The sequence below is a fragment of the Acidimicrobiia bacterium genome (assembly GCA_035471805.1).
Classification (GTDB): Bacteria; Actinomycetota; Acidimicrobiia; order Spongiisociales; family JAHEDJ01; genus JAHEDJ01.
Genome location: DATIPS010000058.1, coordinates 1 through 26,324, shown reverse-complemented (window position 1 = coordinate 26,324; position 26,324 = coordinate 1). Strand labels below are relative to the sequence as shown.

The following is a 26,324-nucleotide window of genomic DNA, read 5'->3' as shown; positions in this document are numbered from 1 at the left end:
ACTGATTGGCCGATCCCTCCGCCACCTTGCCCGCAACGTGCCTAAACTTCCGCTCCACATCCTGCCTTCGGCAGGTTCAAAGGGAAAAGCGGTACCGCCCTGCGGTACTCAAGGAGGAAACTCAATGCGGAACTACTCATCCTTCGGGAAGCTCGTTCTGCTGCTAATGGTCTTCGCGCTCATCGTCGCCGCTTGCGGCGGTGACAGCACGGATACGACCGTTGCCGACACCGGAGATGGTGGCGACGGTGGAGCCGCAGCAGCTTGCGATGCCGACCCATTCGGCTGTGTGGAGGTCGGAGACGGCGAAGCGATCACAATCGGAACCTTGCTCGTCATTTCCGGCCCGAACGCCAGCCTCGGCCAGGACAGCCAGAACGGCGTCGTGATGGCCGCCGACCACCTCGACGGAACGTTCGACGGGGTCAACGGCGAGCTACTCGGACATCCGATCGCCTTCAACCATCAGGATGATGGCTGCTCGGCTGAAGGTGGCCAGGCAGGTGCTCAGGCCCTTGCCGCCGACCCCAGTACCGTCGGGGTCATCGGGACGAGCTGCTCGAGCGCCGCGCTCGGTGTAGCCGACACGATCCTCAGCGACAAGGGAATCGCCATCATCTCGCCGTCCAACACCGGTCCGGCGCTGACTACGCCCGAGGAGCATCAGGCCTTCTATCTGCGTACCGCCCACAACGACAAGCTGCAAGGCGCAGCAGTCGCCAAGTTCGCCTACAACGAGCTTGGGGCGCGCACGGCCGCCACGATTCATGACGGCAGCCCCTACGCCGACGGACTCCAGGCCGTGTTTGCGGACACGTTTGAGTCGCTCGGCGGCACTATCACCGTCCGTGAAGCCATCCAGGTCCAGGAGACCGACTTCACCTCGGTGCTCACCTCGATCGGCGCAGACAGCCCCGACGTGCTCTACTTCCCGATCTTTGCCGCTGAAGGTGGCCTGATCACACAGCAGGCACGTCAGACAGACGGCCTGGCCGACACGATCCTGATCGGTTCCGACGGCATGCTGTCGGCCGACTACGTTGCGGCGGCAGGCGAGGCCGTTGAAGGCGTCTACCTGTCGGGACCGGACCTGTCTGCCTTCACCGGCGACCAGGACTTCTACGAGGGCGAGTTCAAGACCTCCTATCTGGAGTTGTGGGGCGGTGAGCCGGCTGCGGCCTTCCACGCCCATTCCTACGATGCAGCCAACATGCTCTTCGACGCCATCAAAGAGGTAGCGATCGACGAGGATGGGACGCTGTACATCCCGAGGACGGCTCTGAAGGACGCACTGTTCGCCACCTCCGGCGTCCAGGGCATCACCGGTACGTTGAACTGCAACGACCTCGGTGACTGCCAGTCGACGGCCACCATCGCCGTGTACCAGGTCATTGGCGGGAACTACGACACCGCCAACCCGGTTTACAGCGAAGTCGCGAGCCTCGATAGCTGAGAAGATGTGACCGAGGGGGGAAGCGCTTCAGCTTCCCCCCTCCTCACACCGTGACACCCATGAGCGCTCCCGCACCCGCCGAACAGTCGAGCCGCAGACTTCGATTCGAACGCATCCCGATGCGTCGGATAATCCTGATCATTCTGAGTGTGTCGATCATCTACGGTGTGGTGGCCGGAAGCACCGCCACCCTCCGAACCGAGGTCTTCACTGCAGAAGACTGGCAGTCGCTTTTCATCAACGGCCTAGCCCGAGGCAGCGTATATGCCCTGATCGCCATCGGGTACACCCTCGTATACGGCATCCTCTTCATGATCAACTTCGCGCACGGCGAGGTTTTCATGGCCGGCGTGTACACCGCCTATTTCGTCGCAGTGGCTTTTGCGGGCAACGGCTTTCTGAACTCCAACCCCCTTCTGTCGATAGCCATCTTGCTGCTGGTCTCGATGTCCGTATCGGTCTTCATCGCCGTGCTTCTCGAGCGCCTCGCCTACAGACCCCTCCGAGGTGCACCTCGCCTCGTGCCGCTGATCACAGCCATCGGCGCCTCGTTCTTTCTCCAGTACACGTTTCGCGGCTTCTACGGGGCCAACGTACGCGCCTACCCCACTATTGAAGTCCTCCAAGGCAAATGGACGGTCTTTGGCATCCAGATGCTCAAGACGCAAGGCATAGTCATCGTTGCCGCTCTGCTCCTCTGGGTCCTGCTCTACCTGTTCGTGGCCCGAACCCGGACCGGGAGGTCGATGCGCGCAGTCGGCGAGGACCGCGAGATTGCCTCCCTGATGGGCATCAACGTCGACCGGACCATCGTTGCCACCTTCGCGATCGGAGGTGCACTGGCCGGGGCGGCGGGCATCCTCTACGTCTTCCTCTTCAATCAAGTCATCTTCACTATGGGATTCCTGCCCGGTATCAAGGCTTTCACGGCCGCGGTGCTGGGCGGTATCGGCAGCATCACCGGAGCGGCCATGGGCGGCCTCATCCTCGGGATCCTCGAGGCGGTGGGACCGAACCTCTTCCTCACCGGCGCCGAGGTCCCCTCACCGAACCAACTCCAGCCGGTCATCGCCTTCGGAATCCTCGTACTCGTATTGATCTTCCTGCCCGGCGGATTCCTCGGAGCATCTGAGGAGAAGCGCGCATGAAGCTGCGATCCGCATTGAAGCCGGGTCTGATCGGCGGCATCGTCGTCATCTACCTGTCCGCGATCGGCATGGTCGAACGCTTCCAGGACCGCAACGTCATCACGGGGTTGGTCGGGCTCGGTGTGGTCCTGATGCTCGTTGCCTTTGCGATCACCTCTTACACCTCCGCTCGCAAGAGCGATTCACCCTTTGCGACCGGCATCGCCGTCGGCTTCGTTTCCGGCGCGTTCGTCGCAATCGTGACCCTGGGGTTTGAAGGGTTGATCAACGCCGGGCTCGACGTGCGCGGCATGTTCGTCAGCATCACTCCCGGGTTGCTGGAGACCCTCGAGTTTGGCCTCAATCCGGTCTCCGGTGCGATCATGATGGTCGTAGCGTCGACGGCGGTGGGAGCCGTTGCCGGTGTCCTAGTCGGGCTCGAAAGCCATCTCCGGTCGGCAGTGGTTTTCGCCATCGGCATCACACTGCTCATGAGCCTCGGCGAACCCATCCTGCGAGTTACGCTCGGCAACCTGCAGATTCCGACCGGCTGGCTCTATGAACTCGGTGGCCTCACAATCGCCGGGACAATCATCGTCCTCGCCCTTGCGTTCGGCCTTCGCTGGTGGTGGATGAGCCGTGCCGAGACCCGCCGGGAGGCTGCCGACCACATGCCGGAGGGAACCCGTCGCACGTGGAGTCGTGCATCGTTGACGGTATCCATCGTGGCTCTGGTCGCTCTTCCCTGGATAGTCGGCCCGTTTGTCAGTGACGTGCTCGGAACCGTCGGCCTCTACGTGTTGCTCGGCCTGGGCCTCAACATCGTCGTCGGCTATGCGGGACTGCTCGACCTCGGCTACGTTGCGTTCTTCGCGGTCGGCGCATACGCGGCGGCAATCTTCACGTCGCCTGCCTCGTTCCTGGTGACCGAGGAAGGACAACAGTTCGCTGAGGCCGGCCTGACGAATCTCTGGGTTGCGCTGCCGTTCGTTGTCATCATCGCCGTGGTGATCGGCGCGGCCATCGGCGCCCCCGTTCTCCGGTTGCGCGGCGACTACCTGGCGATCGTGACGCTCGGTTTCGGCGAAATCATTCGCACGCTGGTTCTATCAGACTGGCTGGCTCCGTACCTCGGTGGAGCTCAGGGTTTGACCAGAGTCCCGGCGGCACCGCCTGCTTCGTTCGATCTGAGGAACCCGCAACACATCTACTATCTGATCCTCGCTTTCGGCCTCATTGCGGCATACATCTCCTACCGGCTCGTCGATTCACGTGTCGGGCGTGCCTGGGCAGCCATGCGCGAGGACGAAGACGTTGCCGAGGCGATGGGAATCAGCGTGGTCCGCTACAAACTCCTCGCTTTTGCCATGGGTGCGGGTGTCGGAAGTCTGGGTGGAGTCTTCTTCGCCGCCAAGATCGGCTCGATCTTCCCCAACAGCTTCGGGCTCCAGGTGTCGATCAACGTGCTTGCAGTGATCATTCTCGGCGGGATCGGGTCGATTCCGGGCGTCATCGTCGGTGCCGCCGCCCTTGTCGGCTTGCCCGAACTGCTCCGTGAGTTCGGTGAGTTCCGCCTATTGATCTACGGTGCCATCCTCATCGCAATCATGATCTTCCGGCCGGAGGGCCTGTTGCCGAACAAGCGCCGCCAGCGCGAGCTTCACGAAGGGGAAGAACGCGCGGCCGTGGAGGTCGCCGAAGGGGGGTCATCATGAGCCACCTCCTCGAACTCGAGGGTGTTTCAAAGCGATTTGGGGGCGTGCAGGCGGTCGACAGCGTCGACTTCTTCGCCGATCCCGGCGAGATCGTCGGAGTAATCGGGCCGAACGGAGCCGGAAAGACGACGCTGTTCAACATCGTCACCGGCTTCTATTCGCCGGATGCAGGCAAGATCAACTTCGATGGGCACAATCTCGTCGGACTCAAGCCAAACCAGATCACCAGGGTCGGCATCTCTCGAACGTTCCAATCGGTACGACTCTTTGCGGCAATGACCGTTCTCGAGAATGCGATGGTCGGCCAACACACGCGAACCAAGGCCGGAATCTATGGAGCGCTGTTCAACACCCGCCACACGGTGGCCGAGGAACAGAAGGTTCACGCATCGGCCATCGAGTCTCTTTCCTTCTTCGGCGAGCGATTGACTCCGCGCATCAACTCTCTCGCCTCCGAACTCGCCTACGCCGACCGCCGGCGCCTCGAGATCGCACGGGCGATGGCTACCGAACCGCAACTCCTCCTCCTCGACGAACCGGCTGCCGGGATGAACCCGGCTGAAAAGGAAGGGTTGATCGAGTTGATCGGCCGGCTCAGGGACGAGAAGGGCTATGCGATCGTTCTCATCGAGCACGACATGCCCGTCATCAAGGGAGTGTCTGATCGGGTCGTCGCTCTCGACTACGGGAAGAAGATCGCCGAAGGCAGCTACGACGAAGTCGCAGCCGACCCTCAGGTCATCGCCGCCTACCTCGGCAAGGCCGGATCGGAAGATCAGCAATGAGCGAAGCAATCCTGAGCCTCCGCCATGTCAGCGCTTCGTACGGGCCCGTCCGGGCGCTGGACGACATCTCCATCGATGTGCAAGAGGGCGAGATCGTCTGCCTGCTTGGTTCCAACGCCGCCGGCAAATCAACCACACTTCGAACCATCCTTGGAATGACGAGGGCGAACGCCGGTGAGATCGTGTTCGACGGTGAGCGAATCGAGGGTTTGACCACCCCCGAAATCGTGAGCCGTGGCTTGACGATGGTCCCGGAGAATCGCCGTTTGTTCGGCAAGATGTCGGTGAAGGAGAACCTCGAGATCGGCGCCAATCTGCGCGACGACAAGGCCGCGGTTCAGGAAGACATCGAGAGGGTCTTCTCTCTATTCCCGCGGCTCAAGGAGCGAATTCGCCAGCGGGCGGGGACGCTCTCCGGTGGCGAGCAGCAGATGCTGGCGATAGGTCGGGCGCTGACCGCCCGACCCAAAGTGCTCCTGCTGGACGAACCGTCGATGGGGCTGGCCCCTATTCTCGTGGAGCAGGTCTTCGCGACCATCCAGGAGATCAACCTGCAAGGAACAACGATCTTCGTGGTCGAACAGAACGCACATATGGCTCTCTCGATCGCAAACCGCGGATACGTTCTCCAGACCGGGTCGATCGTCCTCGAAGATACCGCTGCCAATCTCCTGCAGCATCCCAAACTGTCGGCCGCCTATCTCGGCGAAATGGAGTAACACGGTCTCGGGTGGATCGCCGGCCAAGGGCTTCGCCGAAGGTCGAAAGGGGCTGCTCTCCGGCCGACGATTCTCGGGGCAGGAGTCCCGGGCGGCCGGCCCTTGTCGATCAGTCGTCAGATTCGAGATCGTCCCTCGAGTCATCCGGCACGCCGTGGGGCTGGTGCGAGACGTCGCCCTTCGACACCTGCAGGTCGCGGATCAGTTGGAATCGACTCAGGAGGTTCTCGGCCGACGGAGGATCGTACTCCAAGAGGACCGCCTGCGTTGCCTCATCCCACGACTGGCCGAGGACGCGCGTGCGCCAGATGTGCGCAACGATGATCTTGGCGATCGCAGCCGTCGGGACGGCTACCAGCACACCGAGCAACCCGGCGAGTGACCCTCCGACCAGCAGAGCCAGGATGATGATCACCGGATGCAGCTTGACCGTCGCGCGGAGGATTATCGGACTGATCAGATGGTTGTCGATCTGCTGCACGATGATCATTGCCACCGCAGCCCAGAGGGCCATGCGCCAGTCGCCGAGAACCAGCGATACCGCCACGGCGAGGACCCCGCCGGAAGTAGGACCGACGAAGGGAACGAGGTTGAGGAGGCCGGTGATCGCTCCGATGATCAACCACAAGGGCAGGCCGATTATCCACAGAGCCAAGCTCGTCAGCACTCCTACGATCAGCGCTACGAGCAACTGGCCGCGAACGAAGCCTCCGAGAGCCCTGCCGACAAGACCGGATACATGCATGACCTCATCACGCATGTCCTCCGGCACCAGACTTCGGGCGACTCGCCGCGTTGCCGGTGCATCTACGAGCATGTAGAAGGCCAGCACCGGAGCGAGCAGGAACAGAAGGACCGCTTCTACGACGGTCGCCGCAACATCGAATACACCGGACGCCACGTCGGTCAAGCGCTGTTGGTTCTCAGTCTGTGAGAACCAGTCGCTGACTGCGTCGAATCCCGGCATCTCGATGGTGACGTCGAAACGGTCGCCCAGGTTCTGCGCAGCTTCCGAGATTCGATCGATGATCACCGGCATTTCCTCGGCGAGTGCTATCGCCTGTGTCCGGATTATCGGTACCACCAGGAAACCTATGGCGGTCAAGACCGAGATGAGCAGCAGGTAGGACATACAGGACCCGAGCAACCGGTGGATGTGGCGAGATTCGAGGCGACTGACCAGCGGATTGAGCACGTACACGATGGCCACCGCAAAGACAACCGGAGACCAGATGACATGCATCTGGATGAGAATCCACGTGACGAGACCAAGAAGGGCGAATCCCCCAATGGCCGTCCAGATCGTGACTCCCACCTTGCGGATGCGCTCATAGGGCGTCGGTATCGTCATGCGTCTTTGACCACCAAGGAGGCTCCACTCGTTACCGTGACGACGTATCCCTCGCCGGATCCGGGCGACTGCCATTCGCCACCGGCACCGGTCCAACCGGCGGGCACCGAAACGTCATCCCCGGTCACCACCATCGCTACCCCCGACGGGAGACTCAGCCCGAACCGGCCGTCAACGAAGACCTGCACGTCCCCCGACGGTTCCGAGAGGAGGACGTCACCCGTTCCCGCCAATCGTAGGGACGACAAGCTGCCTCCGCTCAGGTCGGCTTCGATGGAGGCGGCATCCAGGACGATATTCCAGGATGCGGCGTCGTTCAGTTCCACACGCCACCCGCTCGTGAGAAACCAGGTGTCCGGGGTGCGCTGATCGATCACCACTTGCGCAGACCCGCCGTCGACCCGCTCGAAACTCCGTGCTGCAGGAGTCGAACCGCCGCGCCGCACCGACTTCACTGCATACAAAGAAGCCGCTCCCGAGAAGTCGATTGCCAAATCACCGCCGGTGACGATGGTCAGGCTTGCCTCCTCAATACCGGTGGCCGAAGGACCGGCGAAGTCGGCAGCCGCCGAGGGAAGCACGCTCCATTCGGCCAAATGCAGGGCGATCGTCGATCCGAGCCACGTCAGGATGAGAAGCGGCACGACCGCCGCCAGTCGGGTCCACTCCCCTCGATGAAATGGATACAGAGCCGCCGCCACCAGCATCACCAGGATCAGACCCGGCCAGAAAGAGATGAGGTCGAGCACCAACGATCGGGCGAACACCCCACCGAATACACCGATCCCCGTCACCACGAATCCGAACGCGACCATGGTCCAGGCCCAGATCGGCCAGACGCTCGAGAACCGTCTGCCCGTCAGCCCGGTCACGGAACGTAGCTCGTCCCGAGGATGACCACGATGTCGGCGGCTGGATCTGTCTCCGGGTCCGGCGCCACCACAGCATCGGGGAACTGTGCCGCCACTGTGAAAGCCTCCAGCGCAAACCCCGATGAGTAGTGAATCTCTGAATCGCTCAAAACCGGGGTCGCGTTGCCGGGTTCGAGTGTCTGATAGCCGAGATCCGCCAGCACTGCGGTCGCGGAAGCCGCCAGTCCACTTCTGTTCGTCGAGTTGAGCACAAGAACGACGACGTCGGCCGGCAAACGCTCCGGAGGCACCGTCGTCGTCGTCTCCGGAGCCGTCGAGGTGGTGGTAGGTGTGCCGACGGTCGGGGGAGTGAGGACGGAGTCGAGCACCGAAGAAACCGACTCCTCAGTCGTCGACGTGGTCTGATCCGTCGCCAGCGCAGTGTCTTCGTCGCCACCGTTGCCCAGCCAGTCTGGAACGACGGTGACCAGGACCCAGATCGCCCCGAAGAAGACGACGGCGACAAGGAACAGCCTCACCGCGAACGAGGTGAGCTCTCGCGTGAATCGACCGTACCCGGGCGAAGCATGCCTGCCCATCTAGAGGTCTTCTCCTTCCGCGGCCAATACCCGCACATTCTTCCTAGTGGCCGACCGCCGGAGTCGTCGAACCGTCAGTGGATCGTACTGCACCGCAGCGGGATCGTCTGCCAGGCGCTTCAGGGTGCGGTAGTACTGCGTCGCACTCATTCCCAGGTGCTTACCGATGGCGCGGTCTTTCGGCCCCGGTATCAACCACCAGGAGCGTTCGAAGTCGAGGACCGATTGGTCGCGTTGAGAAAGGGCCACGTATGACGATGAGGCTATCGAAGGAGCCATGAGAACCGGGGTATTTCGCCCAATATCGGCTCCTCGCCGAACGACGCTATTCTGTCCGCCATCGCCGGGTTAGCTCAGTCGGTAGAGCTCTTCTCTTGTAAAGAAGTGGTCATCGGTTCGATTCCGATACCCGGCTCCACAGGAAGCCCCAGGTCAGTGTGGGTTTTCTGCTGCGATGTCAGGTATAGAAGTGCCCGCAAGTTGGTCGTGGGTCCGTCACAGATCCAGTCCAAGCATCGTCGAGACGGTCCGCAGCGTCACGATCTGCTCCTTTTGTCGCCGACCGATCCGGATGAACCGAGAAGGTCAGCGAGTGCCCGGCCGCTTCTAGGGATCGAATCAGGTCGCGGTGGCGGTCGACCCAACTGTTCTTGGCTGCCAAGGGGTCTTTCTCGATAGCCGTGATGTCTCTGAAGGATGCCGAGTTCTGGTCGGAGCTCCACCCCTTGCTCTGCTCCCCTCCACGACCGTTTCTTCGCTTCATGTCATCGCTCCTACCGGCATGACGTTCCATGGGCCGGTGGTGTGAAGCTTTCTCGACGGTTGGCGGTGCCCTATGGTTGGTCGATATGGACATTGTGGTGTTTGTGGTGGGCCTTGGGTTCTTTGCGGGCGGTGTTCGGATGTCGTTTGGGGCGGTCAGGAAGGCGGTACGGGCTGTTCGGTTGCGGATGTCCGGTGTGGTTGAAGCGGCCGAGATCCTGGACCGCCGGTTCGAAAGCGCTCCCAAAGGTGATGCGCCGTCTGATTTCTTTCTGACGGTTCGATGGCGGTCGGGTTCTGGGTATCACAGTGGCGAGTTTCAAGTGCCACACGCCTGGTGGGAACTGCCCGAAGGTTCTTCCGTCCCGGTTCGTGTGAATCCTGAGAAGCCTGACATTGCGGTGATTGAACATTGGTCGTCCAACCCGTACTGGAAGCTGAGTGTTGCTCTGCTCTGGATGGTCGGAGCTTTGGCAGGAGTGGCCCTGATGTTTGGTGTCGCCCGTGAGGCGTGTAGCTCGATTCGGAACGAGTTTCTCGAACCAATCTGTGAATACCTAGAGCTCCGAACCGGCTAGCGCCCGGCATTCCTGCCTGATGATCTCGATTGATCCTGAGAACCAGGAGAAGGAAGGGCCGGAAATCGCCACGGATGCTTCGGCGACGGCAAGGGGCACGGGAGTGTTGCGACGGCCACAAACGCCGGCGACGGTCCGCGGGCGTCCAGGAGATAGTTGCCCGGAATCCGTCGGCGGGTCCGTGTGGGGTCTGTGAGAGTACGGAATACAGCGAGAAACGCCGCGAAAGGATGAGGAGTGAAATCCCAGGGCAGACCTCCTTCTTGAGCATTTGCCCAGGTCAGCCAAGTAGACCGCCACTCTGAGAAGTGGCCATCGGTTAGATTCCGGTACCCGGCTCCGGAAGAAGCCCCAGGTCAGCGGGGGTTTCTGGCAGATTCGACTCCGCTCCCCGGCTCCCCCGGAAGCCCTGCTCAGGCGGTTCTCGCTGTGACCGTACCTCGTCGTGTTATTAGATCTGCTGCCAATTCCGGGCCTGGATTCGCCCGCAGTTCTTTGCCGAGGCGCCTCGACTCATCGACTGCCGAACCTCCCAGCACCCGTTCGGCGAGGTCGGCGATGGAACCCGGGTCATCATGATTGGGGTCGAACGCCAGGCCCAGGCCGGCCCGCTCGATGTCGGCGGCTCCGGCAAACTGATCTGTGGAGAGCGGTCCAACCAGCAGGGGCTTTCCGGCCGTTAGGGCTTCGGTCACGGTGTTGTTCCCGCCGTGGGTGACCACCAGGTCGCAATGAGGTAGCAGAGCTGGTTGAGGGAGGTACGGTTCGACGACCCACGACTCGGGGAGCGAGCCCAGCTCACCCGGCGGGGTTACTCCTGTGGCGAGTATCAGGTCAACCGGGAGGCGACGGAACGAATCCACCAGCTTCTGCAGTATGTCGCGACGCGTCGAGAAGAAGCTCCCGAGAGATGCATAGACCCGTGGCCTTGCCCGAGACGTAACCACTTCTCGCAGCCGTGCGGGCAGCTCGACCGGTCGAACGGCCGAGCCGATGAAGCGACAATCAGCCGGCAACCGGTAGGACCGGCCCAGCACACCCGGGTAGTTCACGAGGGTCAGCATTCCCGACGTTGCGGCGAACGCATCCTCGACGCCGCTCACGTTCGGGTTGTGTCGCGCCACGGCCTCGTTGAACCGGGCGGTGAACTGCTCGGCAACACTGCGGCAGACCTCGTGAAGCTCGGCGAGGTCCCAATCCGCGGCGGTGAGCCGGCCCGGATGACTGGGTGGATACCCGTATGCAACATCGAGTGCGACCGCAGAAGGGTGACCGGGAAGAAACCCCACATAAGGCTGTTGCAGGGCTCGCAGGGCGGCGGTGGCGCTATACGAGAGCTGGTCGCAAATAACCACGGAAGGTTGCAGGCGGCCCAGCAGCCCGCCGAGGCGGGACATCACCTGATCAGGTTGCCACAGCAAGTCGTGAAGCCGCCGACGGGCCTGGTATAGGAGCGTCGGGACCATACCCCGCCGGCTTGCCTCGAAGAAGGCCGCCAGATTCTCGTCTTCACCCGGAGGCTGGCCGTCTTCTCTGATGAGACCGGGATTGCTCCCCGGACCAAGCACCAGCCGGCGGTATGCGAATCCGTCCCTCCACACACTCCTTTCCAGAGCAGGACCGGTCGCGACCGTCACCTGGTATCCGCGCTCGGCAAGCGCTCTCCCAACGGTGGAAAGAGGAAAGTAGTGGGAGGCGTAGTCTGGGCTGATAATCAGCGCCACGTTCACCCGGCGGCCTCCTCCAGATCATCGGCCTGATAGAAGTCGACCAGCTCATCAGCCATAGCGGCGATGCTGTAGCCCGTCTTCACGAGCCGGCGGCCGGCGTCGGCCCGAATCTCAGAGAACCGGGTCTCACAAGCCCAGTGCAGCGCTTGCTGCAAATCCGGAACGGAACGGGTGTCGGTCAGGTGTCCGGTGAAGCCGTGATCAACGTAGGTCGCAGGACCGCCCACCCTGGGAACGACCACGGGTAGACCTGCTGCCAGAGCCTCCAGGATGGCCAGTCCGAATTCCTCCTTGTCGCTCGCACAGGCATAGATCCCATTCGGCCCAACGAGTCCCGGCATTCCGGCAGAGGAGGCGGCCAGCAGGATGGCCACCTCCTCGTGCGTTCGATTACCGAGCATCAACAGACCTACGTCCTCGGCCGGGCGGTCGCCGAGCAGCGCCTCCACCGCATCCAGGATCAGCCGTTCTTCAGAGCTGGGTTCGACCAGGTTGCCGCCGACGACGGCCAGATTGAACGATTCCTGGATAGCCGAATCGGTCAACCAGGCCTGCACCAGCCGATCAATCCCCTTGACCCGATGGAGCCGCCCGGCTGTGACGATGAGCGGCAGTCCGCGCCTACCTTCAGGAAGTCGACCGATGGCGTCCTCGAGGTGCGAAAGTATTCCCTGTCGCGAAACTCCGTCCTGAGCCGTCTTCACCTGCCGCGCGGCGCGCTCGGCCACTCCGAAGTCGACTCCTTCTGCTATCGACTGAAATCGGCCGGGATCGGCCGTGATGTCGACACCGACCAGATCCAGGAGTTGTCTGGTGTGATCGGGTCGTGGGATCAGGGCCAGTCGCCTTGCATGCTCGAGCATCCATTCGATCAACCAGGTCCTGAACACGTAATGATGCTCCAGATCGGCGGCCGCGAAGCCGGCCCGGTTCAGCCGGCCTGAGGCCTCGTCGGCGGCAATGACCGAGTGGGGATCGGGGGCGAGGGTGAAGAATACGGGGATACCCAGAGCCCGGCCGGCACGGGCCGCAGCGAAGGTGCCGGCATCGGCGAAACGGAGGTGCAAGGCGTCAAAGGGGCCTTCCGAGATCAATAGACGGCGAATGGAGCGCTCGATGTCCGCCCGCCAGGCCCACATCTCGGACGTCGAGAGATATCGGGGCGGTCCGAACTCGAGCCGGGCGAGTGTCCCACGCCGTCCGATGTGTTCCCTCTCCAGATGGAAGACACCCTCGGCGGCGGGCAGTCGCCGGGTGATGAGGTAGGTGTCGGCCACCGCATCATGATCGGCCAGCGCGCCGGTGAGGCCTACCTGCAAGGTGGCCAAACCTCCTCCGTCTCCCGACCCGGCCGAGGTGAGGCGGCCGTCGACCCTTCCCTGCATTAGGACTTGCGCGATCCGTAATCCCCCCGACCTCCGGGCGCCCGGACGCGGTGACGCAGGTGTCGAAGCCAACCACCGCAGGCGAGCGTCGAGCGGCGTGCCGTGTACGGAAGGCGGCAGCGGTAGGGAAGGATCGAGATGAAGCCAGTTCTCCAAGGCCAACTCGGCCATCATCCGGCCGAATCCACCGGCAGCAGCCATGTCGACGAGATAGGGGACTGCAGACGACATGGGACGACGGCGGCTCAATGCCCACGCGGAATGCTCTCGCAATCCGGGATGATCGCTCCTGATGAAGCGCGACAATGCCTTGTCCACGATGCTCGAAGGGACCCGGGACGCAGCTTGAAGCGCCACGTAGGCGGCCAGAGGGTCGTCGGCGTGGCCCTCGGCAACATCCACGAGCGTGCCGGCGATCTCATCGGGGAAAGCATGCTGCCGGGCGAGTTCGACGATGTGTGGAAGCGCCCGCAAACCTTCCAGCACTCCGGCATCACCGGACAACGGAGCCAGGGTGGCCGTTGTTCCTGCAACTTCATTGGGATAGGTGGTGAGCATGTGCAACTTGTACGGTTCCACCGGGGGGAACGGATGGGAGGGTTTGCAGCGGCACCGAAGTGGGAATGCCGGGCAGACCCTTCTGCGGCCGACGAGGCGGAGGTTTTCGCGGTTCGTGTCCCCTCCGTCTCGACCGGACAGCCCACCACGGCTCGGCCCTGGACGCGGCCACGGCGGGCACCGCAAACTCGCGATACGGTCGGTGTCGACCCGGAAGAACAATGATGTATCGCCGTCCGGCGAATGCGGCAACATGTGGTCATGGCTTCGGTGCTCGTCGCCCATTGGGGTTGGCCATGCCATCCCGACCCGTGAGGTGATTGTCGGATTCGCCCCGATCGAACCCGGCATTCGCCGCCTCCCTGCCTTGGAGTGGATTGCAGAAGCTTTCACGATGCAGGGGGCTGTTCGCAATCGTCCTGGTGGCGACGCTGGAAGGAAGCAGAACCTCTGTGGCGCGCCGTGGCAGGCTTGCTGCTCGGTTCGGCGGTTCTGATCTCGGTCACAGGGGCTCGGGCTGCCGTGATCCGGTTCACGATCCGCCCGATGCTCTCGACGACCTCTGCCTTGCTTGCTACTGGTCGCCGGTTGAACCGTCCGCGTCGACCTGAGGCGATAACGCACTTTGTGCGATCCCCGACACCACGAAGAGGATACGTTTGAAACTGCCGTCTAGAGGACTTCGATTGCCTCAGCGATGTGGGCGAGATCGGGATGGAGCTCGACGGCCCGTCCGGCAAGACCCGCCAGCTCACCCTTCCGATCGTCTGAGCCGAACTCGAAGATCTCAAAAGTGGGTCCGGCGAACTCTCCCCCGCCGATCGGTTGTCGCACCAGGAAGTATGCGAGTTCAGACATGACGTCCACCATGAGTCGATACATGCGATCTACCGTCCTGCCCTTGTCCTCGAGGGGCCCGAAAAGTTCGGAGAGCACGAAGAAGAGGTAGCGATAACTGGCGTTGAAGAGCTCGGACACGGGCTGCAGGGCCTTCGGCAACTCGACGGTGCGCGGGTCGGATCTCACCGCCAGTACGTTGCCGAGCGGACTCACGCCGGAGGCGATCTGCAACAACTTGGCGTAGTGGGTGAGTTCCTGATGGGCAGGATCGGCCCAGCGAGCGGTACTCAACCCCTCACCTTGATGCACTATCACCTCGATGGCGGCCCGGGCGGATTCGGGGCCGTCCACGAGCATGAGACCGCCGCTGTCGTCGGCGTCGTAGGCGATCGGAGCATAGAACGTCGGGTCGGAAAGTTGGCTGCTCGCCTGGGGATCGCCAAACAAGTCGAAGCGTTCGGAGAGATCGCCGATGCTGAGCTCGAGTGCGTGATAGAACTGGCCAAGGCTCTCAAATGCGTCAGGTTCGGCGGGGGCTCCGTGTTCTTCGGGTTGTTCGATCTTCATGAACACGTTGCGGACGAGTGTCTGCGACATGGGCTCGAGGCGAAGCTCGAGTGGCGGAACGTGGTGAGGCAGGAGTCCCGGGTAGGTCGTCATCAAAGCGGTCGTTTCGAACCGGGGGCGGCCCCCGACCGCCAGCAACAGGTTGCCGGCAAGCGCCGCGTGAAGCATTTCCTCGGCCACGATGCTCCTGATCAAGAGCGCCGGTTCGGAGTTTCGATCCTCAATGGAGTACATGGCGAACAGGTAGGGCGGAATAGTCGCCAACTCCACCTTTACGGCGAGTTCTATGTGCTCTCGCAGGTCTTGCGGTGTTGCGATCGGCATCGGCACCTCCCGAGTTCGAATCTAGTTGCTCGACCGCTTGTAGGCTTCCGATATCTGAGGAGGGAATGTGCGGGTCAAGGGAATCATCTGGGTCGGTTCGGCCACCAAAGACCGGCAGGCGACGTCCGACTTCTTTGCCGAACACCTGGGCTTGCGGGTCGCTTTGAATGTTCCGGGATTCACGCAACTCGTCGCGGAGAACGGAGACCGTCTGGAACTCTTCGGCCCCGATTCGGTTGAGCACGACCAGCTCGACCAAGGGCCGGTTGCCGGGCTGTGGGTGGACGATATCGAGTCCGCCCATCGCGAACTGGAGAAGGCCGGAGCCGATGGCCTCACCAGCATCGAGCGGGGAAGGGATGGGCACGGCTGGTTCTACTTCAGGGCACCCGACGGGAACTACTACGAACTCTGCGAGCACCCTCGGCCGCGACCCGCCAAGCTGGCTCCCGCCGGCTAGACGACGGGTCGGTTTGGCGAGGCTTTTCCGCCTCCGCTCATCCCGACCGCTCGAAACCGGTTTCGCTGTGAGTCGGCCCGTCGCAAGTGCACCGCGATGGCTGCGCTGGTGATCGCAGCCCACACACACCAGAGTGATATGACTCCCGTGAAGAGCAATACCGACAGAGCACTCACCGCCAGCAGGTTGCCGGCTCCGTATATCGCCAAATACCGGTCGGAGGAAAGGAGAAGCGATCCACACGTGGCGGCCACATACAAGGCTACGACGTAGCCACCGTAGGGGACGGATACCGAGTAATCGAGGTGGTATCCGGCATCGGCGACTTCGACCGGCCCGACGATGATGGCCCACATCAAGAGGAGGCTGACGAAAGCTCCGAGCACCGCCAGTTGCGCCATCAGGGACCTTCTCCGCGGCCGCGGCTCGATGCGCTGCACCGCCCATGGAACGAACCAGGGAAGCAAGCCGAACGCAAGGGCCAGATAGAGCCAGGTGGACCACTGCGAGACACTTTCTCCGACACAGCCGTCTACACCCCACCAGACGAGGGATTCAATCAGTTGATGAGTTCCGAAGATCAAAGGCAGCGAAGCCAGCGGTCGCTCGGCCGGATGCTCGACGCTGCGGAGCGTGTCAACACCGATGGCGGTGATGACAACTCCGGCGATGAGATCCGCCTCAGGTGAAAAGCACACGGTCGGCTCCGCCTCACCTAGATACGCCCCGGAACCCGTTCCCGAAGTCGGTCACCTCTTACCGCGGCCGATGAATCGGCCGGGCCGGGCGAGCCGATCTCCTTCACGATATCAGGGTAAATGGTGCGGCCACCAGGGCCGTAGGGCCCTCGAGCCACGTGCGGCTTCCTGCCGGCCGGTCTCCTCATGCCCGTATCAGGCGGTTCGTATTCGGCGTAGGGTGATCGCCAGGAGGTTTGCTGTGTTCTTTGATGTAGTAGCCAAACCGCAGACGTGGAGAAACTTCGGATACCTTCTGTTGACCTTCCCGCTCGGCATCTTCTATTTCGTATTTCTAGTTACCGGACTGTCGCTCGGTTTCGGATTGTCCATCACCTTGCTGGGAATACCGATCCTGGTTGGGGTGCTGGCGGCCGCCTACGGCATGGGGGAGTTCGAACGGACCACCACCAATCTCCTTCTCGGACAGGAGACACCGGCCGCCCATCGACTTGAGGTCGAAGGCGGATTGTGGCCCAAGGTCAAAGCCCTGGTGACGAGTTCGGAGACATGGAAGCGGGTCTTCTACCTCTTCACCGAGTTTGTCTTCGGAATCGTTTCCTTTGTAATGATCACCGTTACCGCATCGGTATTCGCCCTGGTCACCGCGCCGTTCTTCTACGAGCGATCCTGGTTCCTGGACGGTCGTGGATGGATCGACGAAGTGTGGATCATCGACACGTTGGGTGAGGCGATCGTGCTGGCAGTGTTGGCCGTTCTGGTCGGGTTTGTGCTGATCCATGCGATCAACGGGATGGCACGAGTGTGGGGCGAGTTCGCCAGGGCGATGCTGGGCCCCAGCCATCAATGACCGCAGACCATGCCGGATTCGGCGGCATGATCGGGTCGCGCGACCAGTGAGTCGTGGGGGTCATGCGCTCCTGGTTCAAGAAGGCGCGTGTTCGGACTGACACGGGCCTGCCGAAACAGACCCGCATACCGTCATAGGCTTCCGCGCGCTCTGCCGATCTCGAACATCGCCAGCGCAGCCGCCACCGAGACGTTGAGGCTTTCGACACCGGAGCTCATCGGAATAGAGGCCCGCACGTCGACCCGCTGTTCCACGAGCCGGCTCAATCCCTTGCCCTCGGCGCCGGCGACGATGGCGACCGGTTCGGTGAGGAGCGGCAGTCCGAAGAGGCTGTCCGCCGCGTGCGCGGCCAGCCCGACGGTCCATACGCCCTCCTTCTTCAATCTCGCCACTCCGTCCGGGATCGAGTTGACGATGCACACGCGCACATGCTCCAGCGCACCGGCGGCCGCCTTGAATGCCACCGCCCCTATGGGTGCCGATCTCCGACCACCGACGACGAGGGCGGGTATTCCGGCGGCGCCCGCCGAACGCGCCACCGCCCCGAGATTGTGCGGATCCTCCACGTGATCGAGCACCATCAGAGCCGGCGGATCGGCAAGCCCTATCGCCTCCTCCAGCGAGACCGTTGCGATTGGACGACATCGGGCGACGAATCCTTGCGGAACCTCGGTCCGCGCGTGGGCTCGGATATCGTCGACAAACTCGACGGGGACTGCGGACGTACCGACCATGCCGTCGACGTCGTCTCGCCGGCGCCGATCGACCAGCAGTTTGTCGACACGGCCCGCTGCCAGCGCCGCCCGCACCGCATGAACTCCTTCGACGCTATCCCCGATGCCAGCGGGCACCATCGACCCCGTCCTCCACAATCACTCCGATATCGGCCAGATCGTCGCGAATGCCGTCCGAGGTCGCCCAGTCCCGCTCATCCCTCGCCCGTGCTCGCAATGCCAGCAGACCGGCGATGATCTCGTCGGTCGAGGAGCCTTTGACACCGAATCGGTCGGCGATCGCCCCGAGCGGCCCGCCCAGATCATCACCAACCGTGCCCGTCAGATCCAGGCCGAGGACGGCGATCATCGAGGAAAACGCCGTGATCGCCGGACCGGCATCGAGGTCCTCGTCGAGCCGGCGGTTCCCCTCTTTCACCGCCTCGAAGACGACGGCGAGCGCGTCCGGGGTGTTGAAGTCATCGTCCATCGCCGCGGTGAACCGCCCCATCAGCTGCGGGTCCGCCGGAGACTCACTGACGACAGAACGACGGTGGAAAGCCTGCAACCGCTCCAGCGAAGCTCCGGCGTCCTTCAGCAGTTGCTCCGAGTACTCGAGCGGAGACCGATAGTGAGCGCGCAGGTAGAAAAGCCGGACCGTTGGCCCCCCGAACAGACTGATGGCCGTGGCGAGGTCGATGACGTGGCCGGTGGACTTGGCCATCTTCTCTCCACCGAGGTTCAGCATCTCGTTGTGCAACCAGTAGCGGGCGAAAGAGGCTGCCCCTGCACCCTCAGATTGAGCGATCTCGTTCTCGTGATGCGGGAATATCAGGTCCACTCCCCCACCGTGGATGTCGAAGCCGTCGCCCAGATACTCGGCCGCCATCGCCGAGCACTCGATGTGCCAGCCGGGTCGACCCGGACCCCAAGGAGAATCCCACCGGGGTTCCCCCTCTTTCGCTCCCTTCCACAATGCGAAGTCGAGAGGGTCTCGCTTGTCCTCACCCACTGCGACACGTGCACCCGCCAGAAGGTCGTCCAGGTTTCTTCCGGAGAGCTTCCCGTACCCGGGCAGGGATCGGACTGCGAAGTAGACGTCGGCGCCGGCGGAATACGCCAGGCCACGCTCGACGAGAGTTGAGATCAGGTCGAGCATCTGGTCTATATGCTCTGTTGCCCGGGGCTCTATGTCGGGTCGTTCGACCCCGAGGCTGCGATACGCGGCATCAAAGCGCGCGGTCATCTCCGCGGCGAGGTCGGCTACCGGCACCCCGCGTTCGTTTGCCGCGGCGATGATCTTGTCTTCGATGTCGGTGACATTCTGGACATGAGTCACCTCGAACCCCCGCCACCTCAAATAGCGGCGAATCACATCGAACGCCACAGCCGCCCGCCCATGGCCAAGGTGGGGCTCGGATTGCACTGTGGGACCGCACACATACATCGAAACCTTGCCCGGATCGCGAGGAACGAACGTCTCCATGGTCCGTCCGAGTGTGTTGAAGAACTGCATGCGGGACCGGATGCTAGGCGGGTCCCGAGGCGGTCACCACCGCCACTGCGGCAAGTCCCTCATCGCGGCCCACGAAACCGAGGCCGTCTGTGGTTGTCGCTTTGACAGAGACCCTGTCGATTCCGACTTCCAAAGCGGCGGCCAGACGCTCTCGCATGGCAGTCCGATACGGCGCGATTCGAACCCGCTCCGCAACCACGGACACATCGAGATGCAAGACGGCGAACCCGGCGCCGACAAAGCGGCCGACCACATCGCCCAGCAAGGCCATCGAATCTGCCCCCAGCCACCGGGGGTCGGATGACGGGAAGAGCTGCCCCAGATCACCCAATGCGGCCGCACCGAGAAGCGCATCACAAACGGCGTGCGCCACGACGTCCGCATCGGATGTCCCGGCCAATCCTCGATCCGGATCGATGATCACTCCGGCCAGTACCAGCGGTCCGAGCCCACCAAACGCATGAACGTCGTAGCCCCAGCCGACACTGCTCACAACAGGGCCTCCAGAACCTTCAGGTCCTCTGGAAATGTCAGTTTCAAATTACCCGGATCGCCGGCAACCCAGGCCACGGTGCCCCCTGCGGCTTCGACCATCGACGCGTCGTCGCTGGCATCTGCAGTGATCGATGCGTGTGCTCGGGCGAGCGTCGAGACGCGGAAACCCTGGGGTGTCTGTGCGGTGACCAGGTTCAAACGGTCGACGGTGCGGACGATGTCTTGCCCGGAGACTTCTTTCAGTGTGTCCCGGACTGGAACAACCGGAACAACTCCGTCGACATCCCCTTCCTGCAGACGTTTGATGACTCGATCTACCAAGTCGGGGCTCGCCAGCGGCCGCGCCGCATCATGCACGAGAACGAAAGTCGCCTGATCGGAAATCTCGCCGAGACCGGCCGCCACCGAGTCGCGCCGGCGCAAGCCACCGGGAATGCCGCCCTCGACCGGACCGACGACGACGACTTCATCGACACCGCCCTCGATCAGTGCCCTTCGCGCCCACTGCCACACCGGCACACCGTCGAGTTCCACATGTTGCTTCATGGCGCCGAACCGACGCCCTGAACCTGCGGCAACGACGATTCCTGAGATGCTCATGAAGCGGGGCGGGCAAACAACATCCGGCCCACTGCCGTCCTCGTAGTACTGGTCACCACCACCTCGATGTCATGGCCTACCAGGCTGCCTGCCTCCTCCACAACCACCATCGTCCCGTCGTCCAGATAGGCGATACCTTGCCCGGCTCCCTTGCCGGGCTTGGAGATGGTCACGGTGAGAGTCTCCCCGGTGCTGACGATCGGCTTCAGCTTCTCCCCCACAACGCTCGGATTGAGAACGACTATGCCGCGCAGTTCCGCCGCCTTCGAAAGGTTGTAGTCCGTTGTGACCAGGCGGGCGCCGGCCCTGGAAGCGAGTTGGAGCAGTTTGGCGTCGACCTCGTCGAACTCGGGCACGGTCTCTTCGAGAACCATGAACTCGGGCGTAGCGCTGTGCAGCGCTTCGAGTGCCTCGAGTCCCCGACGCCCGCGTCGCCGCAGACCGGCGTCACCGGCATCGGCGAGACCCTGCAGCTCGTCGACGACGAAAGCCGGGACCCACAATCGGCCTTCCACCAGGCCGGTTTGGACGAGCGCCAGCAGGCGGCCGTCGATGGCCGCCGAAGAGTCGATCAGATGTGCCCGCTCATCCTCCTCGAGAGTGACGGCCCGCAGAGGCCCCCGGCTGCGCAGACCCGCTACCGCGAGCAGATCCTCGGCTCGCGCCATGAAGACCCGGACGGCTATCAGGATGAGCAGCAGTACGGCGAGAGCCGCCAGCGGCCAGCCGATCGCCGGGGGAAGAAGCAGGACGACGGGAATCGAGATGACAATCCCCACGAGCAAGCCGGCTACCACCCCGAATGCCCCCGCAAAGAGGCTCGGTCCGGAAACCCGTGCCACCAATCGCTCCGGCGCTACCTCGAGGCGGACTCGAAAGGCGCGGCCGAATATCCCGCCGCCTACATAGCCGACTCCGGCCCCCAGGACTGCACCGACCACGGACGCCGTATCCGACAACCCAAAAGCTTCCGGATAACGGTCGGAAAGGGCATCTCCGAGCTGGAAACCGACGGCGGTCAAGACCAACGTGATCAGCAGGCGAACGGCCTCAACGACCACAGCGGCCCTCCCTAACTTTCTTCGATCTCTACTTTGGGAAGCGCCCTGTCGAGCCTCTTGGTTGCCTCTTCTTCGTCGATGGCCAGCGCGAACTGGAGCTCGCTCGTGAGGGTGAGCCGGGCCTTGCTCAGCATGCGCTTGAGTGCGGGCGAGATGCCTTTCGTCTGCTGGGCGAACGTCAGGTCCCTGACGACTTCGGCAACCTGGTAAATGTCGCCACTCGTCATCTTCTCGTTCAGGACCTTGTACCAACGCGACCAGTTACTTCCGGCCTCCTGCGGGTCGTCCTTGAAGAGCTGAAAGACTCGCTTGGCGGCAGCTTTGGAGATGACCGGCCGAATGGTCTCCTCGATATTGTCGATGGGGACGGAGACGGTGAGCTGGTCGGTGGCGATCGCCAGGACGAAATAGTCGCGCTTCTCTCCGGCAACTTCAAGCTTGGTCTTCTTGGTGATCACGGCAGCTCCGTGATGCGGATGGACTACCTTGTCGCCGACGCTGAACGGCGACGCCTTCTTCCTGCGCCGCGGTGCAGCAGTCTTGCCCGCAGCTTCAGCAACGGCCGCCTGCTTGGCCGCGGGAGTTGGGGCGGACGCCGTCTTCTTGGCGGCGGGCTTCTTGGAAGCAGCGGGCTTGGCGGCCGCCGCGGGCTTCTTGGCGGCGGGCTTCTTGGCGGCGGTGGTCTTCTTTGAAGCAGCGGGTTTGGCGGCCGCCGCGGGCTTCTTCGCCGCCGGCTTCCCGGCTGTAGATTTCTTGGCAGCCGCAGTCTTGGTTGCGGACTTGGCAACGGCCGCCTTCTTCGAGGCAGCGGCGGCAGGCTTTTCAGTTGCAGGGGTCTTCTTTGTTGCCATGGACACTCTCGTTGGGGCGAGCCAGTGTACCTCGCGTCGGCCGCAGCCCGTCAGTCGGGGAAGGTCGACTGCCACATCTGTGTTCGGTCCTGCATCCGATCGAAGAACTGCCGGATCTGTTCGGCTCGCGCAGCCCCAACACCTTCCACTCGCTCGAGATCGGCCGCCGAAGCAGAGAGCAATCCCTGAAGATTGCGGAAGTGCCTGACCAGAGCCGTGCGGACAGTATCGGGGAGCCTGGGAACTTGTGACAGGAGCCGTAGGCCGCGTGCATTCGCCTCGTTGTCCGGCTGGTCCAGGCCGAGCGCCTGGGCCACGGCCTCGGCGCTGGTCAGATCCACCGTCGGAATAGCTTCGAGGTCGCTGAGCGCTCCCAGAACCCGACTACGACGATTGGGGCGAACATAGTCGGCGAGAATGAGTTCTCGAAGCTCATCGACCCCATGAATCAGATCGGCGATCTGGAGGGCGATAAGACTTCCCTCCTCGCCAAGGCCGACCGCGTCCTGTTTGATCTCCTGGCCGATCCTCCGCACCAGCTCAGATCGCTGCAGCACCGCCAGAACCGTGCGAAACGTGACGAGATCCGCCATCTCCGAGCGAGTGAGTATCTCTTCTGCGTCGTCCAGGCGCCTCCGGAACCGATCGAGAGTCTGCAGAGATTGATTGACACTGGCGGCCACAAGAGTCGGACTGAGGAGTTCATGCTTGGTTCCGTCGATGAACAGGGTGGCCGTACGACGATCCTCGCTCACGCTGAGAACCGGCTTGCCCGTGTGCTGGGCGGTCCGTTCGGCAGTCCGATGGCGGGCGCCGGTCTCATCCGTACCGTATTTTGGATCCGGCAAGAGGTGCACGTTGGCGCGGAGTATCTGATCGCCGGCATTGTTCATCACGATTGCCCCATCCATCTTCGCCAGTTCGGCAAGCTTGGCCGGGGTGAACGCCGAGTTGGCGAGTTCGAAACCGCCGCTACAGAGTCCCTCGACGCTCGCATCGAAACCCAGGATGACGAGTGCACCGTTTCGCTGCTGGATGGTGCGCTCGACGGCCTGCCTCAGCGGAGTTCCCGGTGCCAAGCGTTCGAGAACTTGGTGAAGAGTGACGGGACCAGACATTTCCTGCAGAGGGTACTACACGTGCCGGGGGGGCGGCAGGTAACGGTCGACCCGCAGCAGTCCGGCGATCAACTGCCGGGAGTCAGGGCCGCCCACTCGAGCGCTTCCGGCAATGAGGCAACGTCGGAAGGAGCGACTATTCGCTCCACCCCCAACCGCTGGGCTTCCTCCCGGCGACGGGATTCATGAGGCACCGCTCTGATCTCTCCGGTGAGGCCTACCTCACCCCAGGCGGCCAGCTTGCCGAGCGGCCTATCGAGCAGCGAAGAGACCAGCGCCAGGGCAACCGGCACGTCGATTGCCGGCTCGACCACGCGCAGGCCGCCCACGAGGCCGACGTAGACCTCGCGATCGTCGAATGGGATACCCCCATGCCGGGCCAGGACCGCGAGCAGCTGGTGGAGGCGGGCTGCTTCCAAACCGCGGGTGCTGCGGCGCGGCTGGACGAGCCTCGTGGGGGCGACGAGAGCCTGGACTTCGACCAGCACCGGCCGTCGACCCTGGACTGCAGGCACCACCACGGATCCCGCCACCGAATGGCGCCATCCTGCCAGGAAGACTGCGGAAGGGTCGGCAACCTCGATGAGGCCGCCGGTGGCCATTTCGAAGAGCCCAACTACATGGGTGGCGCCGAATCGGTTCTTGAGGCTGCGCAGTGTCCGCAAACCCCGGTCGGACTCCCCCTCGAGGTACAACACAACGTCAACCATGTGTTCGAGCAGCTTGGGCCCGGCTATCCCGCCGTCCTTGGTGACATGGCCGACCAATACCACCGCTACTTCCTGCGTCTTGGCGAACCTCGTGAGACGAGCGCCGCATTCCCGAACCTGAGCCACCGAGCCCGCTCCGCTCCCCACCTCGGCGACACTCACAGCCTGAATCGAATCGACGATCAGTACATCGGGGCGCAGCTCTTCGGTTGCCGCAATGACGGTATCGACATCCTCCTCTGCGAGCAGGAAGACATCATCGTCGCTCACATCCAGGCGATGGGCCCGCAACCCCACCTGATCCTCGGACTCCTCGGCAGTCGCGACCAACACCTTTCTGCCTGAACTTGCAAGGCTCCCGGCCATCTGCAGGAGCAGGGTCGACTTGCCGACACCGGGCTCGCCGCCCACGAGGACAACCGAGCCTGGTACTAAGCCTCCGCCGAGCACCCGGTCGATCTCGGCAATCCCGACGGCCGCTCGCACCACGTTCTTCTTGCCGGCAGCCGCAAGCGGAACGGGCGTCGGAATAGGTCGGGAGTGTCGAGCCCGGTCATCTTCGACCAAGCCGGCATCCGACCGGCACTGTGGACAGAAGCCCATCCACTTCCCTGATCGATAGCCACATTCGCCGCAATGAAACGTCATGCGGCGATCTTATCGACGGCATGTGACGGAAAAGGGGCGGACTGCGCAACGGGTGAAGAGCTCAATCCCTGCCGTTGCGAGCTCGACGCAGCCAGTAGCCGGCTGCCGAAGTGACCGTCAACAGCACCAGGAGACCGACATAATCTCCCGGAGTCCATGTTTCAGCGGTCCTGATCGCCCAAAGCACCATCGATGCATGGCACAATAACCCACGACGGAAGGACTCTGGTTGAGCGAACACACTTGCACTAACTGTGGAACCCACTTCTCAGATGATCAGTTCTGTCCGCAATGCGGTCAATGGGTCGATCCCCTGGCGGATGACGAGTTCGAGCAGTTCGATCTCGACAGCGCGCCGCCGGACGATTATCTGGACGACGCCGGCTCCGGCGTGGCGAGCATTCCCTACGACTCGGTGACCTGCCCGTCGTGTGGCGCAGGCAACCCGGAAACGAACCGGCACTGCGAAGAGTGCGGGGCTCGCCTCTCACAGGGCCCACTCCCGATTGCGCCGCAGCCGCTCCTCCAGGTGTCCGCCGGAGTGCGCGCGGCGATCATGATCACCCTCGTCCTGGCAGGAGTTCTCCTCGTTGCATGGGCCTTCGGTGCCCTCACCGGGGACTCTCCTGAAGACACGGCCGCCACCGACACCTCCAGTACCGTCGCCACCCCTGCGACGGTCCCTGCCACCCAGAAGCTGCCGGTGCTGCTGATCTCATGCTCCTCGGAGTTCGACAGCCTTCCATGCGAGAACCTCAAGGATGAATCTGTCGAGACCTACTGGAACGACAAGAGCCTCGAAGGCGAAGGCGCAGAGTTCGTCATCACCTTCGGCTCTCCCGTCCAACTCGAGACGATCGTCATCATGAACGTGACCGATGAGGAGAAGTTCAAGAGGAATTACCGGATCAAGGACCTCGAGATCATCGCCAACGATGTGACGTCGCCGTTCAACTTCACACTGGACGACAGATCGCAGCCTCAATCGGTGAGGATCCAGACACTGGCCACGACCGAGCTGACCATCAGGGTCACCGGAACCTATCCTGCCGAGGCCTATACCGACCCAGCCACCGGGAACGTCGGAATACCGTTCTCGGAGCTGGCGCTGGCAGAGCTGGAGTTCTACGGGAAGCCCGGTAGCTGAGCGCAACGAGCCGACTCCGGCTCAATCCTGGATATAGGGCGGGCCATCGGCCGCCGGTGGACGGGCCCTGCCGACGACTCCGGCGACGACGATGATCGTGACTATGTAGGGCG

The 26,324-nt window shown here is 62.9% G+C and carries 25 protein-coding genes and 2 tRNA genes; 11 read left to right on the top strand and 16 right to left on the bottom strand.

The window, feature by feature from the left end:
• Positions 1-124: 124 nt before the first annotated feature.
• Genes VLT15_12210 through VLT15_12190 form a run of 5 tightly spaced genes read left to right on the top strand, consistent with a single transcriptional unit; the run spans position 125 to position 5,799 of the window.
• Positions 125-1,453 carry a branched-chain amino acid ABC transporter substrate-binding protein gene (locus VLT15_12210; protein ID HSR45973.1) on the top strand — a complete coding sequence of 443 codons (1,329 nt, stop codon included), beginning with the start codon at positions 125-127 and terminating at the stop codon, positions 1,451-1,453.
• Positions 1,454-1,512: 59 nt separating this feature from the next.
• Positions 1,513-2,601, top strand: coding sequence for a branched-chain amino acid ABC transporter permease (locus VLT15_12205; protein ID HSR45972.1), 1,089 nt, complete (start codon positions 1,513-1,515; stop codon positions 2,599-2,601).
• Positions 2,598-4,295 carry a branched-chain amino acid ABC transporter permease gene (locus VLT15_12200; protein HSR45971.1) on the top strand — a complete coding sequence of 566 codons (1,698 nt, stop codon included), beginning with the start codon at positions 2,598-2,600 and terminating at the stop codon, positions 4,293-4,295. The genes VLT15_12205 and VLT15_12200 overlap by 4 nt, the downstream gene beginning before the upstream one ends.
• A complete protein-coding gene (locus tag VLT15_12195; protein ID HSR45970.1) occupies positions 4,292-5,080 on the top strand; it encodes an ABC transporter ATP-binding protein in 789 nt (262 codons plus the stop codon). Before VLT15_12200 ends, VLT15_12195 begins: the two co-directional genes overlap by 4 nt.
• Complete coding sequence (locus VLT15_12190; GenBank protein HSR45969.1) at positions 5,077-5,799, top strand: ABC transporter ATP-binding protein; 723 nt, start codon at positions 5,077-5,079, stop codon at positions 5,797-5,799. Before VLT15_12195 ends, VLT15_12190 begins: the two co-directional genes overlap by 4 nt.
• A 109-nt stretch (positions 5,800-5,908) precedes the next feature.
• Here VLT15_12190 and VLT15_12185 read toward each other — a convergent pair whose 3' ends face one another.
• Genes VLT15_12185 through VLT15_12170 form a run of 4 tightly spaced genes read right to left on the bottom strand, consistent with a single transcriptional unit; the run spans position 5,909 to position 8,879 of the window.
• Positions 5,909-7,150: an AI-2E family transporter gene (locus VLT15_12185; GenBank protein HSR45968.1), complete on the bottom strand. Its 1,242-nt coding sequence runs from the start codon at positions 7,148-7,150 to the stop codon at positions 5,909-5,911.
• A complete protein-coding gene (locus VLT15_12180; protein HSR45967.1) occupies positions 7,147-8,022 on the bottom strand; it encodes a hypothetical protein in 876 nt (291 codons plus the stop codon). Before VLT15_12180 ends, VLT15_12185 begins: the two co-directional genes overlap by 4 nt.
• Complete coding sequence (locus VLT15_12175) at positions 8,019-8,600, bottom strand: LytR C-terminal domain-containing protein (protein ID HSR45966.1); 582 nt, start codon at positions 8,598-8,600, stop codon at positions 8,019-8,021. Before VLT15_12175 ends, VLT15_12180 begins: the two co-directional genes overlap by 4 nt.
• The gene (locus VLT15_12170; GenBank protein ID HSR45965.1) at positions 8,601-8,879 is read right to left on the bottom strand and encodes a DUF3263 domain-containing protein; all 279 of its coding nucleotides are present in this window, start codon (positions 8,877-8,879) and stop codon (positions 8,601-8,603) included.
• Positions 8,880-8,942: 63 nt separating this feature from the next.
• Here VLT15_12170 and VLT15_12165 point away from each other — a divergent pair.
• From VLT15_12165 to VLT15_12155, 3 genes are all read left to right on the top strand, one after another.
• Positions 8,943-9,018: transfer RNA gene (locus tag VLT15_12165), tRNA-Thr, on the top strand.
• Between the two features lie 430 nt (positions 9,019-9,448).
• Positions 9,449-9,940, top strand: a complete 492-nt coding sequence (locus VLT15_12160) for a DUF3592 domain-containing protein (protein ID HSR45964.1) — start codon at positions 9,449-9,451, stop codon at positions 9,938-9,940.
• A gap of 273 nt (positions 9,941-10,213) precedes the next feature.
• A tRNA-OTHER gene (locus tag VLT15_12155) sits at positions 10,214-10,279 on the top strand.
• A gap of 74 nt (positions 10,280-10,353) precedes the next feature.
• On the opposite strand, the gene VLT15_12150 is transcribed toward VLT15_12155, so the two are convergent.
• The 3 genes from VLT15_12150 to VLT15_12140 all read right to left on the bottom strand — a co-directional run bounded on the left by VLT15_12150 (position 10,354) and on the right by VLT15_12140 (position 15,344).
• Positions 10,354-11,670, bottom strand: a complete 1,317-nt coding sequence (locus tag VLT15_12150) for a glycosyltransferase (protein ID HSR45963.1) — start codon at positions 11,668-11,670, stop codon at positions 10,354-10,356.
• A complete protein-coding gene (locus VLT15_12145; protein ID HSR45962.1) occupies positions 11,667-13,634 on the bottom strand; it encodes a glycosyltransferase in 1,968 nt (655 codons plus the stop codon). The genes VLT15_12150 and VLT15_12145 overlap by 4 nt, the downstream gene beginning before the upstream one ends.
• 651 nt (positions 13,635-14,285) lie before the next feature.
• Entirely contained in the window at positions 14,286-15,344 is a 1,059-nt protein-coding gene (locus tag VLT15_12140) for a ferritin-like domain-containing protein (protein ID HSR45961.1), read from the bottom strand.
• 67 nt (positions 15,345-15,411) lie between these two features.
• Between VLT15_12140 and VLT15_12135 the strand changes: the two genes are divergently transcribed.
• Positions 15,412-15,804 (top strand): VOC family protein, encoded by a 393-nt coding sequence (locus tag VLT15_12135; protein ID HSR45960.1) that lies wholly within the window; start codon positions 15,412-15,414, stop codon positions 15,802-15,804.
• Here VLT15_12135 and VLT15_12130 read toward each other — a convergent pair.
• Positions 15,801-16,502, bottom strand: coding sequence for a DUF6629 family protein (locus tag VLT15_12130; protein HSR45959.1), 702 nt, complete (start codon positions 16,500-16,502; stop codon positions 15,801-15,803). The genes VLT15_12135 and VLT15_12130 overlap by 4 nt on opposite strands.
• A 241-nt stretch (positions 16,503-16,743) precedes the next feature.
• Between VLT15_12130 and VLT15_12125 the strand changes: the two genes are divergently transcribed.
• A complete protein-coding gene (locus tag VLT15_12125; protein HSR45958.1) occupies positions 16,744-17,352 on the top strand; it encodes a sensor domain-containing protein in 609 nt (202 codons plus the stop codon).
• Positions 17,353-17,483: 131 nt separating this feature from the next.
• On the opposite strand, the gene rlmB is transcribed toward VLT15_12125, so the two are convergent.
• The 8 genes from rlmB to radA form a co-directional block, all read right to left on the bottom strand.
• Positions 17,484-18,203, bottom strand: coding sequence for a 23S rRNA (guanosine(2251)-2'-O)-methyltransferase RlmB (gene rlmB / locus VLT15_12120; protein ID HSR45957.1), 720 nt, complete (start codon positions 18,201-18,203; stop codon positions 17,484-17,486).
• Positions 18,181-19,581: a cysteine--tRNA ligase gene (gene cysS, locus VLT15_12115; GenBank protein HSR45956.1), complete on the bottom strand. Its 1,401-nt coding sequence runs from the start codon at positions 19,579-19,581 to the stop codon at positions 18,181-18,183. The genes rlmB and cysS overlap by 23 nt, the downstream gene beginning before the upstream one ends.
• A gap of 13 nt (positions 19,582-19,594) precedes the next feature.
• Entirely contained in the window at positions 19,595-20,074 is a 480-nt protein-coding gene (gene ispF / locus VLT15_12110; GenBank protein ID HSR45955.1) for a 2-C-methyl-D-erythritol 2,4-cyclodiphosphate synthase, read from the bottom strand.
• Entirely contained in the window at positions 20,071-20,676 is a 606-nt protein-coding gene (locus VLT15_12105; protein HSR45954.1) for a 2-C-methyl-D-erythritol 4-phosphate cytidylyltransferase, read from the bottom strand. Before VLT15_12105 ends, ispF begins: the two co-directional genes overlap by 4 nt.
• Positions 20,673-21,737, bottom strand: a complete 1,065-nt coding sequence (locus VLT15_12100) for a TRAM domain-containing protein (protein ID HSR45953.1) — start codon at positions 21,735-21,737, stop codon at positions 20,673-20,675. Before VLT15_12100 ends, VLT15_12105 begins: the two co-directional genes overlap by 4 nt.
• Before the next feature lie 11 nt (positions 21,738-21,748).
• A complete protein-coding gene (locus VLT15_12095) occupies positions 21,749-22,588 on the bottom strand; it encodes a CarD family transcriptional regulator (protein HSR45952.1) in 840 nt (279 codons plus the stop codon).
• A 50-nt stretch (positions 22,589-22,638) separates the two neighbouring features.
• Positions 22,639-23,706 (bottom strand): DNA integrity scanning diadenylate cyclase DisA, encoded by a 1,068-nt coding sequence (gene disA / locus VLT15_12090; protein ID HSR45951.1) that lies wholly within the window; start codon positions 23,704-23,706, stop codon positions 22,639-22,641.
• Positions 23,707-23,774: 68 nt separating this feature from the next.
• The gene (radA, locus tag VLT15_12085; GenBank protein HSR45950.1) at positions 23,775-25,064 is read right to left on the bottom strand and encodes a DNA repair protein RadA; all 1,290 of its coding nucleotides are present in this window, start codon (positions 25,062-25,064) and stop codon (positions 23,775-23,777) included.
• Positions 25,065-25,293: 229 nt separating this feature from the next.
• Between radA and VLT15_12080 the strand changes: the two genes are divergently transcribed.
• Positions 25,294-26,211: a hypothetical protein gene (locus VLT15_12080; GenBank protein HSR45949.1), complete on the top strand. Its 918-nt coding sequence runs from the start codon at positions 25,294-25,296 to the stop codon at positions 26,209-26,211.
• The last annotated feature ends 113 nt before the right edge of the window (positions 26,212-26,324 follow it).